Here is a 14,539-nt window from a genome sequence, read left to right as displayed (position 1 = left end):
TTTAAACGCCGAGTTCTTCGAAGCGGTAGGATTCGCTTTCAGTGTCGAACGTGTAATTGTATGACTTTCCCGTTTGTGCGGTGATTTCCTGTTTGCTCGGCCGATAGGTTGTCGTAACGCTTCGGTAGAAAAAGCCGGGGCGCGTTTTTGAAAACGACGATTCGACGATATGCGTTCCCGGTGCGACAAAAAATCCGTTTATCATTTTTTCCGTAAAGAAAATCGGTTTTTCGCCGTCGACGGATATGATTTGTATCCGGTGCATAAGTTTTTTTATAATCGAATTGTTTTTTCCGATGTATACTTTCGCCGCATCCGGATGCGCTTCGAGCCAGTTCTGTTTTCTTCGGCCGTCGCCTTTGAGCCGGAAAAACATATATGCCGCATAGGCGATGATCCCGATCGGAATAATGATAAAATAATATACGTGCGTGATATTATTTGCATTGGAAAGAGAGCTGTCCATAATATTCTCCTTAGGTATTAATAAATTTAGGTTTTTTAAAATCGAAATATTCCGGCCGTTCCGTATTCGGAGCGGTTATTTGTTTCGGTTTTCCGTGACGGTATCCAGTTTGGTGACGGGATCGCCGTCGATACCCAAATCGCTTAACAATTTTTCGAACTGAGCGATACCGATAAGTTCGCAGTTTACGGTCGTCTCGTTTTCTCCCTGCCGCGTCAGGTAGAGCGTACATTCCGTTTCGCCGTTCGATGTAACCGTTTTCGCTCTGATCGATGTAGCATCAAGCCGATACGTGTCGATTTTTTTACCTTTTTTTACGGACAGAGTCGAACCGTCCGTTTCTATGACGATCATATTGCCTATGATGACCGTCCGAATATAGAGTGCTAAAAATGCCGCAAAAATCAAAACGAACCATAGCGTGCTTTTAAGCCATATCGATGCGATAAATGCGATAAACAATGCCGCCGTCGTTCCGAAAACGAGATTTAAAAGTACCCGATAGACTCTTGTTTTGTACGTATTTTTCACCGTATCCGCCTCAAAAATTTATGTAGGGTGATAATATGATTGGTTTTATCCTTATTGTCAATCCCCGTTTCAGTATGTTTCGGTTTGAAATTGTCAATTATATTCTGGACAAAAATATTCGAAAGACATATAATATGTGCGCAAAAAAATGCGCTTGGCGTATGATTTTGGCAGGGTTATTGTATTAGGAGGCATATATGAAAGTATCGGACAATCGCGTTTTGTCAAAGATTGCGATTTTATCTGTGTGCGCCGCTATGATGCTCGCTGTGGGCTGCGGCAACGGCACGAAAGTCAAATGGGACTATCAAGCGGACGTCGTCATCATCGGAGCGGGAGGAGCGGGTTTGCCCGCAGGTCTTAAAGCGATCGAAGACGGCGCATCCGTTTTGTTCGTGGAAACGAACTGGGATGTCGGCGGACACGCGGCGGTCAGTGAAGGTCAGCTTCATTCGGGCGGCAGCACGGTTTCGCAAAAAGAATGGGGCATCGAAGATTCGGCCGACTTGTATTACTACGATCACACGAGAGGTCAGGCGGTCGATTCGCGCTTTAACGAATTTTCCCAAGTGCGTTCCGTTGCGAACAGCATGGCAAAAGCGTACGACTTTATCTTAAAGAACGGCGTCAAAGTATTGGAAATCGAACCGATGGTTCGCAACTACTACCGCGACGGCGGATCGGATCCGGACAGCGTCGGACGCATGACCTATTCCGACAGCGGCGAATGGAAAAACGAATACACCGGCACGACGGCTGCAGGCGTTGCGGTTACCCGCCCGCTTGAAAAATCGCTGCGCGACAAAGGTGCGAAATTCCTTTTGAACTACCACATGGACAAAATCTACCGCGAAGGCGTTCAGTCCGGAAAAGTGTTAGGCGTACAGGCTCACTATACGCCGCACGTTCTTCCGGGCGAAAGCAAACCGCTTACGAGCCTTATGACGGAAGGAAATATCGATAACACGAAAAAAACGCTGAACATCAAAGCGAACAAAGCCGTTATCATCGCGACCGGCGGTTCGACCGGCAACGTGCAATTCCGCACGATGTTCGACCCGCGCCTCGGCCCCGAATATGACGGCCTGGGCGGTATGCCCTTCTCCGATCAGGATGCATCGGGTGAAATCGCCGCAATGGAAATCGGTGCCGCTCTTATGTCGCTTTCGTCCTATCAAATGACCGAAGGCGGCGCGCAGATGAAAGCGCCGAACCGCATCGGCTGCCAGTACGGCTACGGCCGCGGCTTTATGAAAGACAGCAAAATCTGGGCGCTTTCGAGAGCAACCGGTATCGAAATGGATCTCAACAGCATGATCGTCGTCAATATGCTCGGTCAGCGCTTTGCCAACGAAGACGATTACCGCGGAGTATTCCCCGGCCCCGAATATCAGCGCTTTTTTAACAGCGCAGCATCGAGCGTATTTATCGACGCGGACGGCGACGGAAACGCCGAATGCTACGGCGGCCCGGTATGGGCTATCGTCGACGACGCAGCCGCAAAACGCAACGACTGGGTTATGGAACAGGGCGTTCTCGATTTCGAAGGCGGTTATGCGTTCAAAGCGGACACGCTTGAAGAACTCGCACAAAAAATCGTCAACAAATACTACGAAAACATCAAGATGGATCCCAAAACCCTCGTCGACACGGTCAACCGCTACAATTCATTTGTCGCGGCCGGAAAAGACGGCGATTGGGGAAAGAAAACGCTCCAGAATCAAATCAAAACCGGCCCCTTCTACGCGCTGTGGGCGGTATCGAATATTCACGACACGCTTGCAGGTTTGCGCGTCGATAACAAAATGCAGGTTGTCGACTTGCACGGAAAACTCATTCCGAACCTCTTTTGCGCGGGCGAATCCGCCGGTGGTATGAGAGTGCACGGTCTCGGCCGCGTCATCACGGCGGGTTATATCGCAGGCCGCTCCGCCGCTTCCGTCGATAAAGACGGATTTGCGACGGCAAGCACGGCGCTCGATCCCGCATTTGCCGGAGACGAAACGAACTACAAGACGAAGACCGACAAAGCTTCGTACTTCAGCGAACGCGGTTCTACGCGCGCAACGAAAACGCATTCGGACAAAGAAGCCGAATTGAAGGCTATCGCATCCGGTCAAAAAACCGTCGCGGCTTCCGGTTCCATCTTCAACTATACGAGCATGTCGGGTGCCGCAAACAATACCTTTACGGGTGCATCCGACAAGGGTATGGGCGGAACGGTTCGCGTACAGATCACCGTTAAAGACGGCAAGATGACGGACATCAAAGTGATCAAACACTCCGAAACGCCCGGCATCGGCCCCGAAGCGATCGCGAAGCTGACCGAGCAGGCGCTGCAAAAACAAAGCGCGAACCTCGATACGGTTTCAGGCGCCACGATGACGTCGACCGCGTTCAAAGAAGCGCTTGCGACGGCTATGAAAAAAGCGAATTTAATAAAATAAATTTTTAGTGCGCGCGCCCCGCGACGAGCGCGAAAGCGCGAAGTTTCGAGCGGCGCGCACGTATATCCGTGAGTGTTCAAAACACAAAACCGGATTGCAGACGCATTTTCTGCAGCGCAAACGATGTACGGCGGTTTCGATTCGTTCGGCCGCCGTATTTTTTTTCGCACGAAAAAACCCCGATGCCCCTAAAAGGGTATCGGGGTAGATTTTTAGTTGCGGTTTAATTAATCACGGGTTAACGGATGCAGCTGCAGGCGACAAAATGATTCGGCGCAATCTCTTTCAATTCCGGATTTTTTGTGCGGCAAAGGGCTTCGTCGCATTCGTCGCAGCGTTTTAAAAACCGGCATTCGTCGGGCAAATTGACGGGACTCGTAACTTCTCCGCGGATCAAGCGGCGCTGTACTCTTTCCTTCGTCACTTTCGGGATCGGAATGGCGGAGAGCAGGGCTTTTGTGTACGGATGCGTCGGGGACGCAAATATATCGTCCGACGAAGCCTTTTCCACGAGCTGTCCCAAATACATGACGGCGATATCGTCCGAAAAATATTTGACGACGGCGAGATTGTGCGTGATGAAGATGTACGTCAGTCCCAAATCTTTTTGCAGTTTTTTCAAAAGATTCAAAATCTGCGCCTGAATGGAAACGTCGAGCGCGCTTACAGGCTCGTCGCAGATGATGAGCTTCGGTTTTACCGCAAGCGCGCGCGCGATTCCGATCCGCTGCCGTCTGCCGCCGTCAAGTTCGTGCGGATAGCTGTTCATAAGGCGGCTCGCCAAACCGACGGTTTCCATAAGTTCTAGCGTCCGCTCTTCGATAGCCGCTTTGCCTCGTATGAGTTTGTGTTCGATGATCGGTTCGGCGATGAGCTGCGAAACCGTTTGACGAGGATCGAGGCTTGAAAACGGATCTTGAAAAATCATTTGCATCCGCGTGCGCAAGGGGCGCATTTTGCTGCGGCTGTATTTTGTGATATCTTCTCCGTCGAAGATGATTTTGCCGCCGCTCGGTTCGATGAGTTTCAAAATGACGCGGCCGGTTGTGGATTTTCCGCATCCGGACTCTCCTACGATGCCGAGCGTTTTTCCTTCTTCGAGTTTGAAATTGACTCCGTCGACCGCGTGGAGCTGACCGGCGGGAGTCGCAAAGTATTTTGTAAGGTTTTGAACTTCGAGCAATGTTTTTGCCATTATTTTGTCCCCCGCAATTTGAATCCGGCTCTGTCATAGGCCGTACAGGCTACGTAATGCGTTCCGTGAATACATCGCATACCGGGAACGGCGGCGGAACAGCTTGCGGTCGCATACGGACAGCGCGGAGAAAAAGCGCAGCCCGCAGGGAGATTTGTCGGATCGGGCATCATGCCTTTGATCGGCACGAGCTCTTCGCCCCGCTGCTTTAAGTTCGGAAGCGAATCGAATAAGCCTTCGGTATACGGATGCGCGGTTTCGTTGAAGATTTCCCATGCGCTGCCCGTTTCAACGATGCGCCCCGCGTACATTACGGCGACGTTGTCGCAGATTTCCGCAACGACGCCCAAATCGTGGGTGATCAAAACCATGGACATGCCGAGTTTTCGGATCAGGTCGCGGATCAATTCCAAAACCTGTGCCTGAATGGTAACGTCAAGGGCAGTCGTCGGTTCGTCGGCGAAGAGCAGCTGAGGATTGCACGCGAGCGCTATGGCGATGATTACGCGCTGCTTCATGCCGCCTGAAAATTGATGCGGATAATCGTATGCGCGAGATTCGGCGATCCCCACGAGCTTGAGCATCTCTTTCGCTTTTTCGAACGCCGTTTTTTTATTGATTTTTTCATGCAGCATATACACTTGCGCAATCTGTTCGCCCACGGTCATGACGGGATTCAATGCGGTCATCGGATCCTGGAAAATCATGGCGACGTCGGTGCCGCGCATCTTTTCCAGTTCTTCCTGTTTCATCGCAAGAACGTCTTTGCCGTTGATGCTCACGGAGCCGCTGACGATTTTTCCCGGAGGAGAGGGGATAAGGCGGAGTATGGAAAGCGCGGTTGTCGTTTTTCCCGCACCCGTTTCGCCGACGAGGCCGAGCGTTTGCTTTTTTTCCAATGAAAAGCTCAAGCCGTTTACCGCTTCGACGCAGCCGTCGTCGGTTTCATAATGCACAATAAGATCTTTTACTTCAAGAACAGTTTCGGACATAGTTTACACTCGTATTATTTTTTCATTTTCGGATCAAGCGCATCGCGCAAGCCGTCGCCCAAAAGATTCAAGGCCAAAACGGTAAGCATTATCGCGATGCCCGGTGTTACGCACATATAGCCTGCAACCCGCACGTATTTGCGTCCTTCGGAAAGCATCGCACCCCATTCGGGAGCGGGAGAAGGCACTCCTATTCCGAGAAATGAAAGCGAAGATGCGGCGATGATCGTCGTACCGATGAGCAAAGTTACCTGAACGATTATCGGCGAAAGACAATTCGGCAAAATATGTTTGATAATGATTTTCCACGTCGGAAGACCGAGTTCGTATGCGGCTTCGACATACTGCTGATCTCGGATCGTCATGACGGCAGCCCGCGCGATTCGCGTAAAGCTCGTCGCACACGTAAAGCACAGCGCGATCAAAAGATTTACCGTACTCGTTCCGAGCAGAGACACGATGACGACTGCGATCATGATATTCGGAATCGAATAAAAAACGTCGACGATGCGCATGATGATCTGATCGATCATACCGCCGTAAAATCCCGCGACGGCTCCGAGCGTAATTCCGATAACGAGTCCTATGGAGACGGCTCCGACACCGATCATAAGAGAGTAGCGTGCGCCGTAGAGGATGCGCGCAAAGATGTCTCTTCCCAAATTATCGGTACCGAACCAGTGCTGCATCGACGGTTTTTGGAGGGCATTGTTGACGTTGATGGCGATGATGTCGTTGTCGTAATCGTAGATATAACCGGCTGCAAAGGAAACCGCGACGAGGGCGATCAAAAATATCATTCCGATGACGGCGCCTTTGTTTTTCAAAAGGCGATGCCATGTCTGCTGCAAAAGCGAGCGGCTTTTTACCGTTTCCTTTTTTTTATTGATTGACATATTGTTATCCCTTTTTAGCGTACTGAGCTTTGATGCGCGGATCGAAAAAAGCGTATATAAGGTCTATGACGAGGTTTACTACGACCATGAGTACGCACGACATGATGATTGCGCCGGTAACCATCGGCGTGTCGCGTTTGGAAATGGAATCTACGATCAAGCGGCCTATACCCGGCCATGAAAATACCGTTTCCGCGAGAACGGAACCGGTGAGCGCATTTGAAAGCTGCATACCGATAACCGTGATGATCGGGATGAGGGCGTTGCGTAAACCGTGCTGAAAGATGACGTTTTTTTCACCGGCGCCTTTTGCGCGGGCGGTCGTCATATAATCCTGGCGGATAACGTCGAGCATGGCGCTTCTGGTCGTTCTGGTGATGAGTGCGGCGAAACCCAAGCCGACGGTGACGGCAGGCAGTATCAAAGTGTTGAGTCCGCCTTTTCCGCCGGAAGGAAACCATTGCAGACGGACGGAAAACAAAAGGATGAGCATGAGCGCGAGCCAGAAATTCGGCATCGAAACGCCGAATAAAGCGAATACCATGCCGCCCGTGTCTTTCCACGTATTTTGATGAATCGCGGTATAAATCCCCAAGGGTACGGCGAGCAGCGTTGCGATTAAAACCGCGGAAAAAGCGAGTTGAAGCGTATTCGGCAAACGCTCCATGTACGTTTTGAATACGTCTTTTTTCGTAACATAGCTCTTTCCCAAATCTCCCTTGCATATACCGAGCATATATTTTCCGTAGCGGACGATGAGCGGATCTTTTAAGCCGAGCTCCATCCGGATCTGATCGAGCTGCGCTTCGGTTGCATTTTCGGGAGCGATCGTGAGCGCGGGATCTCCGCCCGTCATATTCATGGCAAAGTAAATGATAAAAGAAGTTGCCAAAATTGCGGGAAACATGAGGAGAATTCTTTTTATAATATATTTCAGCATTCTAAAATACTCCGTCTGTATGAATAAGAATGACGACACCCGCGGATTTTTGCCGGAGGTGTCGTCTGAAAGCGGTAATGAAAATTATTGTTTTATATAAGCGTTAAACCATTCGTGGTCGCCGCCCGAGCGGAAGAAAGGCATAACAAGATTTTTATTGTAGGCAATGACGAGGTTTGCAATATAGAGCGGAACCTGCGGACATGCATTGACGAGATAGGTTTGCAGCTCTTTGCTGTCGGCCGCTCTCTGGTCTGCGTCTTTGTCTTTGAGTACTTTATCGACGAGAACGTCCGCCGCTTTGTCCGAATAGTGATGGAAGTTCGAGCCGCTTCCGGTGTAGAAGAGATCGCGGTATACGCAGTCCGGGCGGATCGTTTCGTTCCATCTCCACAAGAACATATCCTGCGTTCCGGCTTTGCACGTCGCTTTGAGCGTCGCGTCTTCCATCGTTTTGATTTCCGCGTTTATACCGATCACTTTCAGGTTGTACTGGATGACCTGCGCGATGGACATATACGGCGAAGAGTTAGCGATCGTAAGCGTCGTATTGAATCCGTTTGCAAAACCCGCTTCCGCAAGCAGTTTTTTCGCGCGTTCGACATCGTAGCCGAAGCCCGGCATATCGTCGTAAAATCCCCACAGACCGCGGTTCAGTATGGTCGTCTGCGGCGTTCCTTTGCCTTTGACCGCCGCCTGCATGACGGATTCGCGGTCGATTGCGCACGCGATCGCCTGGCGCACTTTTTGATTGTCGAAGGGTTTTTTCGTGCAGTTGACACCGAAATAGAACAAGCGCGTACCCGCCTGTTCGTGTACGGTGATGTTCGGTGATTGTTTGAGAATATCGAGTTCATTTATGGGAGGATCGATACAGACATCGATTTCACCGTTTTGCAGTGCGATGACGCGGCTTGAAGATTCGAGCAGCGGTCTGAACGTAATGCGTTCTGCGATTCCCGGGTTGTCGCCCCAGTATTTTTCATTTTTGACGAAGGTCGAATATTCGCCTTCAACCCATTTATCGAATATATATTGACCGGAGCCGATGAGCCACGGCTCTTTCATACCGCTGTCGTAGGCGGCCTTCGATTGGATGCCGAACGGAATGAATGTGAGATTCATGAGAAAATCGTTTGAATAATCGCTCATGTGCATCCGTACGGTGTAGTCGTCGACGACATCGGTCGAAGTGAGACCGGTAAGATTCGAGCCGACGGGATTGGTGAGCGCCATGTCGTACGTAAACTTGACGTCCTTTGCCGTCAGCGGCGTTCCGTCCGAAAAGCAGGCGTTGCGAACGAGGGTAATTTCGATCGTATGATCGTCGATCCATTTCGCTTCGGTTGCGAGGCAGGGGATACGGCGGTTTTCTTTGTCAAGCTGAAAAAGCCCCTGGTGTGTCAATTTCAAACAGATGTTGTTGATCTGATCGGCCTGCTTTTGAAGATTGAGATTGTTGATATCGACTGCCGAACCGATAATCAGCTCTTCCTTGTGGCCTGTCCCCGCAGTTCCCCCGCTTTTTTTCGCATTCGACTTTCCGCAGGAAGCCAAAAAAAGCGATGCAAATAGAATAAAACCGACAATCCTTTTCATGTGTGATCCTCCATTTTTTTTACGCATTAAGCAGCTTAACGGCCGTACTTTTTGTTATAAAACGGCTGAAAGCGTTTATAAAATATAATCGTATCACATAAATATTCATTTGTCAAAAAAAATTATAACAAATTTATAATGAATCGAATGTCGGTTTTTGAGGAAATTTTCGATAGTTTTTTATATCGCTTGAGCCCGGCCGCTCCGAAATCCGTTTTTTACTCCGGAAAATGAGCGAAATTCGAGCATTTTCCGAAGCAGTCATACATATCCCTATTTGTGGGATTACCATCCGGTGTCTTTCGCAACGCAGAAAACACCGGATGTGGGGGTAGAAAGAATCAAGGTATACTACTTTTGTTCTTAGAGATTCTTTTTAATTTTATTATATTGTAGATGTATCCGAAAAAATTTATAAAAACAAATACAGGGACTGCTCTTGCCTTTAAATATATTGATTTATCGGAATAGAATTGTTGTAATTTCTCAAAAATATTCCCATAGTATCGTCCATTTAATATAACAACAATAACTTGTATGATAAATAAAATAATTGAAATACAAAGCATATTTTTAGCATATTCTTTTAGTTGTTTTGTCTTCTGTATTTCTTCCTTTATAGTATTTTTCATTTTATACCGCCTTGCATTAAACCAAATGCCTTTAGAGTCATATTCGCACTCCGCCCAGCTGCCTTTGCAACAAATTTTCCAGTTGCAGTTTCTGCAAATCTTGCGGCACCTTTATTGAATTTATATGGTCCAGGCACAACATCTAGCATTACTGACATTATAGCTCCAGCTGCTTGTTTTCTTTTTCCTGCGATTGAATATGAGACTGCGGCTCCTAAATCACATATCATTGCAACACCATCTAAAGTCTCTGCTACTGCAATATTTCCAGTATATAAACAAACCATACTTATAAAATTTAAGCATAAAGAAGTTGCTGTAAGGAAATCACCCACTTTTTCAGACGCAGACCTATCATCATATGGAGTATTATTTCCATCGTTACTAGTTATAAAAACATTAGAAAGTGTGTTTTCAATTACAGGATTTATTTTATTTTTTTTACCAACTGTTTCTCCAACTTGAAGGGTTCTAGGGTCTCGTGTAAAACCTGATTTTTCTTGCCAATTTTCACCAAATAAATCGTACAAGGTGTCTCCTGCTTCTGCAGTGAATGTTCCGTCTTCATTATCAATCCACTGTCCCGTCGGGTCTATATAGCGTACCGGGTTATTGGCACCGTAGGCATACAAATTGCAATATGGTTGCCGAAGGTGCGTTTTTCGCCGAATTTCCGCCGTATGTAACAGCAAAATCCGTTTTTTTTTGCGGAGAATAATAATTTTTATTAACGCAACAGCTCATTTTCGATCCGAAATCCGTTTGTTACTCCGGAAATTGAACGGAAATCGCTCAATTTCCGAAGCAGTCACACATATCCCTATTTGTAGGACTAACATCCGTGGTTTTAGACTGATTGAAAACGCTGGATGTAGTGTATCAAAATATACGAAAATATCACGTGTCCTCAAAATTACTATACAGCAATCACAATTTATAATAAGCTCTTTTATTTTGCAGGTTCCTCTGCTTGAATGACTATTCCGTTAGCAAAAAAATCTTTACCGCTAATTATCTGCGGTATATCCGAATATTTTATTGCATAAATAATATTTTTACCTTCAATATCATCTGAGTGTATTATAAATCTATCAGTATCATTTTCATATTTCATTGCATGAGTACTGAAATCACTACTCCCAATATTAAAGGAACATATTTGCTCATTATTCAAAAGTATATTGAAATGATGATTTTCTATATCGGTAAAGGATAAGCCACAAAGTTTGTTCCTATCATCATCAAAGAAAATATCCCCTGTACAGCCATTATCTAATTTGAATTCATAAAAATCTTGCTTATTAACAATACTATTTTTATTTTGTATTACAATAAATAAAAATATAATTATTGTTTCTACGGCTATTAAAAACGAAAAAATTATTTTTTTCATTCTTTATCTCCTCCGCTAAATAGGTATATCCAACAGTTCCGCTCCCGCTTGTAAAAATATTTACTAATCCCTAAAGAAGTAATTTGTACTCAATAATACTACAATTTCTGGAATAAATATAAATAAAAACATAAACGAAATTAAAGCATTGGCTTTATCTTGAAAATTTTTTATCAACCTATCCAATATATCCCTTAGAAAAGGAAACTTATAAAATAGAAAAATAAAAAGTATAGGATAAACCACAATTATCAAATTTCTTATAAATATTATTTTTTTCATTAATCATTTGTCTCCGCCAACACTGTAGATAAAATTTGCTCACCTACACTTATACTTATATCTTTTTAGTGTTTTAAATCGAATAATTATTTATTCAAAAAAGTATTTCCGCCATAGTTCTGAAAATAAGAATTAATTTCAAAATTATATTTATCCAAATCTATAAAGAAATTTTTATTTACTTTCATTAAAGCCATACCGAACTCCTTATAAAAAGAATAATAATTTATCAGTAATAACAATTCATTTTTAACATTTAAATCAGGAATTTTTACATAACCGGTTTCTCTGCCTGTCTTTATGGCTCTTTCATTTTGAGGGTCATAAATCAGTTTATAACTTTCCTTCTGTTTATACATAATATTACCTTGTTCAATTTCAAAAAACGAATATAAATAATCAATATTTTTTTCTTTACATTCGAGATAATTGTTTGTGTTAAACAATCCTACTTCGATACATGCTTTCAGCTGCTGTTCAAGCGAAACAAGGTTATCTTTAGAAATAGTTATATTTCCTGTGTCTGCATTATAACTCCCGGCATAGAGAGTTATCAAATCGTTCATAAAAACATTATTAGAATCAATTAGCAGGTCGATTTTAACTATATTTGAACTTTTACAACTAAGCAAAGACATACTTATAAAAAAAATAGTTAATGGTTTATTCATTTTCATTTTTTGCTTCCTGAATCCGGTTCGATATCTGCTTTTTGTAATGCATCCTTATCTGCAAAATAGTTATCAAACTGTATTTTGAATTTATTTGTTAAATCTTTCTTATCAACTTTTCCAACTAATTCGCCCCAATCAAAATGACTCATATATACAAAATCATCTTTGTTCTGCATATATATCTGAATCATATAATAATTTCTGTCCGGATTTTTTTCCTTATAAAAGTTATTACAAATTACATAAAAAGATTTATCCTCAGATAATTCTTTAAGAAGAATACTCGCAGTACTTTCTTTATATTTTTTCAAACTCTTTTTTCGGAAAGCTTCTCGAAGGCGTGTATAAAAAGATTTTTGTTCATCCCATATATCCCATTTGAATCTAGCCTGCAAATCTAAAAATGCATTATGCAATGATTCGTCATCAGTAGAATATGAGGAAATATAATTTATTTGAGCAAATTCTTCATATTCCACTCTTTTTTCAACATAATACATGTTTTCCAGTAATGCAATGTTTCCGTTAACTTTTGTTGTAAAAATTATGTCATCAGAAGAATTTCTGAATTTACCATTTACAATAAAGTCTATCGCATGCTCGACAACCTTTTCCGTATCATAATACGGATTAAATGTTCGTATTACTTCAATTACCCTCTCAAAAAATAACGTAGCGAGACTTGTCAGAATTATAAGGACTATATATTTTATCTTTTGAGGGATCTTATTTCGCCCAGCTGAAATCGTCATAATTTATATCATCTTCTCGCACAAACGACAATTAATACTATCAGTATAATAATTACGACAAACAGCAGAACATAAAAATATTTATCATAGTTATTATATGCAGTATACGATACTTTATTTATCATATTGTTAAAAACAAATGCAATAATACCACCGGGTATAAATACAAAAGGAATTAACATATAAGAATCCAATGAACATCCCATAGAAAATAATATAAACAATATAATATCAACAATACCTATTGCTATAACACCGATAAATAATTTAGAATCAATGCTCTTTTTCATATATCATTCCTTTATTTCTTTATATCAATACCGAAGATTTCTTATGACCTTTGTAGGACTAACATCCGGCGCTTTCGCTGGAGTGGAAAACACAGGATGTGGGGTACCTAAAAAAAGAGAGGACTTACTATAGAGCTTTATTAACACAAATGTAAATAGATTCCTTTTCTGTTATTTTATCATATACAAATAATTTATTATTTATAATTCTGATAATGAAATAATTATTTTCAATATTACCATCGTTATTTACCTCGTAAAAATACTCACCGTCTACTCCAAGTAAGCTGCTGTCAAATATATATTCCTCACTTCCTTCTAAATATGTTGCACTCCACATAGTATTGATTACAATAAATTTAGAGCCGGAAAGAAATATAAATTCCTTGTTTATTTCTATATTTGATTTACCATGTTCTAATTCGGTAAACGGGTTTTCTTTAATCCAATAAGTTAAATCTAATGAATTTATATCATCAATTTTAATATCATTGACTTGGTATTTCGCAATAGGAAAAAACGAAAGAGTTTGTGTATTATCCGGGAACATTGGACGGAAAAATAATAATACGGAAAATAAAAAAATATTTCTTTTTATCATAATCCGTTCTTTCCTCTCCTACATAAAGCGCGACAACAGTCCCGGTCCCTTCGAGCCGGCTTTTATCCAAGAAAGCGACTGCTTTGCGCTGCGCTTGTTTTTCGCTTCATCGAGAGAGGCGAGATAATCGGCAAGCCACGATGCGAGAGAGCCGTCTTTTTCAGCCGTTTCGTTTTGGACGTCGCAAGAGACGAGTACGACCGAAACGTTTTGCTTGTCTCCGGCGTAAGCTGCGATATTTTCGGCAAAAGCGGTAAATGCGGCTTCGGCGCTGCTGACAAAGGGCCCTGCGGCGGACGCGGTACTGCTCCGAAGCGCCGAAGAACGTATGACGTCGGCCATATTCGGATGATGGCGCACGATGTATATGAGTTTACCGTTCGCTTTGCGCTGTTCGATGCGGTTCAAAATTTCCATCGTCAAATAGTGATAACCCGCAATCATCGTGTCGATCGCGCGCGTACATTCTTCGGGCGAAAGCGCCGTAAACTGCTGCGCGTATACCGCGGCGTCGAAATAAAGCACCGTTTCATCGATGACGGTAAATGTGTTTTCCGCCTGCAGCACGAGGGAACGGGCGGAAACGGAAGAAGGTCTGTTCCACGATGCGATGACGATATCGCCAGCCGTAACGGAAGCGCTGTCGCTTTCCGGGTTGCCCGTTACGACGACATTGTATCCTGCGAGCGCCATGCCGTCGGCAAAGTCTCCGCCGTAGGGCAAATCTTTTCCCGCAATCAAAATTGTCTTTTCCATATAAGATACTATAACATACTGTTGCGCAAATAAAAAGTCGTCATTCGGATTATTCGGATGACGCCGTTTTGCCATCCCGCCTTCCGCGCTTCG

16 protein-coding genes are annotated in these 14,539 nt (G+C 44.1%); 1 reads left to right on the top strand and 15 read right to left on the bottom strand.

Going from position 1 to position 14,539, the window contains the following annotated elements; translation table 11 throughout:
• Position 1: 1 nt before the first annotated feature.
• Complete coding sequence (locus tag H9I35_RS05585; protein ID WP_187420583.1) at positions 2-466, bottom strand: hypothetical protein; 465 nt, start codon at positions 464-466, stop codon at positions 2-4.
• Positions 467-541: 75 nt separating this feature from the next.
• Positions 542-997 carry a hypothetical protein gene (locus tag H9I35_RS05580; protein ID WP_187420582.1) on the bottom strand — a complete coding sequence of 152 codons (456 nt, stop codon included), beginning with the start codon at positions 995-997 and terminating at the stop codon, positions 542-544.
• Positions 998-1,194: 197 nt separating this feature from the next.
• Between H9I35_RS05580 and H9I35_RS05575 the strand changes: the two genes are divergently transcribed.
• The gene (locus tag H9I35_RS05575) at positions 1,195-3,444 is read left to right on the top strand and encodes an FAD-dependent oxidoreductase (RefSeq protein ID WP_187420581.1); all 2,250 of its coding nucleotides are present in this window, start codon (positions 1,195-1,197) and stop codon (positions 3,442-3,444) included.
• A 238-nt stretch (positions 3,445-3,682) separates the two neighbouring features.
• On the opposite strand, the gene H9I35_RS05570 is transcribed toward H9I35_RS05575, so the two are convergent.
• The 13 genes from H9I35_RS05570 to H9I35_RS05510 form a co-directional block, all read right to left on the bottom strand.
• Entirely contained in the window at positions 3,683-4,639 is a 957-nt protein-coding gene (locus H9I35_RS05570; protein WP_187420580.1) for an ABC transporter ATP-binding protein, read from the bottom strand.
• Positions 4,639-5,631, bottom strand: a complete 993-nt coding sequence (locus tag H9I35_RS05565) for an ABC transporter ATP-binding protein (protein ID WP_187420579.1) — start codon at positions 5,629-5,631, stop codon at positions 4,639-4,641. Before H9I35_RS05565 ends, H9I35_RS05570 begins: the two co-directional genes overlap by 1 nt.
• 14 nt (positions 5,632-5,645) lie before the next feature.
• Positions 5,646-6,527, bottom strand: coding sequence for an ABC transporter permease (locus tag H9I35_RS05560; protein WP_187385038.1), 882 nt, complete (start codon positions 6,525-6,527; stop codon positions 5,646-5,648).
• A 4-nt stretch (positions 6,528-6,531) separates the two neighbouring features.
• Positions 6,532-7,467 carry an ABC transporter permease gene (locus H9I35_RS05555; RefSeq protein ID WP_187420578.1) on the bottom strand — a complete coding sequence of 312 codons (936 nt, stop codon included), beginning with the start codon at positions 7,465-7,467 and terminating at the stop codon, positions 6,532-6,534.
• Between the two features lie 84 nt (positions 7,468-7,551).
• The gene (locus H9I35_RS05550; RefSeq protein ID WP_187420577.1) at positions 7,552-9,066 is read right to left on the bottom strand and encodes an ABC transporter substrate-binding protein; all 1,515 of its coding nucleotides are present in this window, start codon (positions 9,064-9,066) and stop codon (positions 7,552-7,554) included.
• A gap of 341 nt (positions 9,067-9,407) precedes the next feature.
• Complete coding sequence (locus H9I35_RS05545) at positions 9,408-9,698, bottom strand: hypothetical protein (RefSeq protein ID WP_187420576.1); 291 nt, start codon at positions 9,696-9,698, stop codon at positions 9,408-9,410.
• The gene (locus H9I35_RS05540; protein WP_187420575.1) at positions 9,695-10,228 is read right to left on the bottom strand and encodes a hypothetical protein; all 534 of its coding nucleotides are present in this window, start codon (positions 10,226-10,228) and stop codon (positions 9,695-9,697) included. The genes H9I35_RS05545 and H9I35_RS05540 overlap by 4 nt, the downstream gene beginning before the upstream one ends.
• Before the next feature lie 419 nt (positions 10,229-10,647).
• Positions 10,648-11,091: a hypothetical protein gene (locus tag H9I35_RS05535; RefSeq protein ID WP_187420574.1), complete on the bottom strand. Its 444-nt coding sequence runs from the start codon at positions 11,089-11,091 to the stop codon at positions 10,648-10,650.
• A 368-nt stretch (positions 11,092-11,459) separates the two neighbouring features.
• Positions 11,460-11,939, bottom strand: coding sequence for a hypothetical protein (locus H9I35_RS05530; RefSeq protein ID WP_187420573.1), 480 nt, complete (start codon positions 11,937-11,939; stop codon positions 11,460-11,462).
• A 107-nt stretch (positions 11,940-12,046) separates the two neighbouring features.
• Entirely contained in the window at positions 12,047-12,799 is a 753-nt protein-coding gene (locus H9I35_RS05525; protein ID WP_187420572.1) for a hypothetical protein, read from the bottom strand.
• 8 nt (positions 12,800-12,807) lie between these two features.
• The gene (locus H9I35_RS05520; RefSeq protein WP_187420571.1) at positions 12,808-13,089 is read right to left on the bottom strand and encodes a hypothetical protein; all 282 of its coding nucleotides are present in this window, start codon (positions 13,087-13,089) and stop codon (positions 12,808-12,810) included.
• Positions 13,090-13,216: 127 nt separating this feature from the next.
• Complete coding sequence (locus H9I35_RS05515) at positions 13,217-13,690, bottom strand: hypothetical protein (RefSeq protein ID WP_187420570.1); 474 nt, start codon at positions 13,688-13,690, stop codon at positions 13,217-13,219.
• A gap of 18 nt (positions 13,691-13,708) precedes the next feature.
• Positions 13,709-14,446, bottom strand: a complete 738-nt coding sequence (locus H9I35_RS05510; protein ID WP_187420569.1) for a hypothetical protein — start codon at positions 14,444-14,446, stop codon at positions 13,709-13,711.
• Between the last annotated feature and the right edge of the window lie 93 nt (positions 14,447-14,539).

Origin of the sequence: Treponema sp. Marseille-Q4132 (assembly GCF_014334835.1) — a bacterium.
In the GTDB taxonomy this organism is placed as follows: domain Bacteria; phylum Spirochaetota; class Spirochaetia; order Treponematales; family Treponemataceae; genus Treponema_D; species Treponema_D paredis.
This window is presented reverse-complemented; position numbering and strand designations above follow the sequence as displayed.

Coding starts and splice junctions, on each gene's coding strand:
- H9I35_RS05525 (WP_187420572.1), bottom strand. CDS start 12,799: ATGACGATTTCAGCTGGGCGAAATAAGATCCCTCAAAAGATAAAATAT.
- H9I35_RS05585 (WP_187420583.1), bottom strand. CDS start 466: ATGGACAGCTCTCTTTCCAATGCAAATAATATCACGCACGTATATTAT.
- H9I35_RS05575 (WP_187420581.1), top strand. CDS start 1,195: ATGAAAGTATCGGACAATCGCGTTTTGTCAAAGATTGCGATTTTATCT.
- H9I35_RS05545 (WP_187420576.1), bottom strand. CDS start 9,698: ATGAAAAATACTATAAAGGAAGAAATACAGAAGACAAAACAACTAAAA.
- H9I35_RS05565 (WP_187420579.1), bottom strand. CDS start 5,631: ATGTCCGAAACTGTTCTTGAAGTAAAAGATCTTATTGTGCATTATGAA.
- H9I35_RS05530 (WP_187420573.1), bottom strand. CDS start 11,939: ATGAACGATTTGATAACTCTCTATGCCGGGAGTTATAATGCAGACACA.
- H9I35_RS05555 (WP_187420578.1), bottom strand. CDS start 7,467: ATGCTGAAATATATTATAAAAAGAATTCTCCTCATGTTTCCCGCAATT.
- H9I35_RS05535 (WP_187420574.1), bottom strand. CDS start 11,091: ATGAAAAAAATAATTTTTTCGTTTTTAATAGCCGTAGAAACAATAATT.
- H9I35_RS05515 (WP_187420570.1), bottom strand. CDS start 13,690: ATGATAAAAAGAAATATTTTTTTATTTTCCGTATTATTATTTTTCCGT.
- H9I35_RS05570 (WP_187420580.1), bottom strand. CDS start 4,639: ATGGCAAAAACATTGCTCGAAGTTCAAAACCTTACAAAATACTTTGCG.
- H9I35_RS05510 (WP_187420569.1), bottom strand. CDS start 14,446: ATGGAAAAGACAATTTTGATTGCGGGAAAAGATTTGCCCTACGGCGGA.
- H9I35_RS05520 (WP_187420571.1), bottom strand. CDS start 13,089: ATGAAAAAGAGCATTGATTCTAAATTATTTATCGGTGTTATAGCAATA.
- H9I35_RS05550 (WP_187420577.1), bottom strand. CDS start 9,066: ATGAAAAGGATTGTCGGTTTTATTCTATTTGCATCGCTTTTTTTGGCT.
- H9I35_RS05560 (WP_187385038.1), bottom strand. CDS start 6,527: ATGTCAATCAATAAAAAAAAGGAAACGGTAAAAAGCCGCTCGCTTTTG.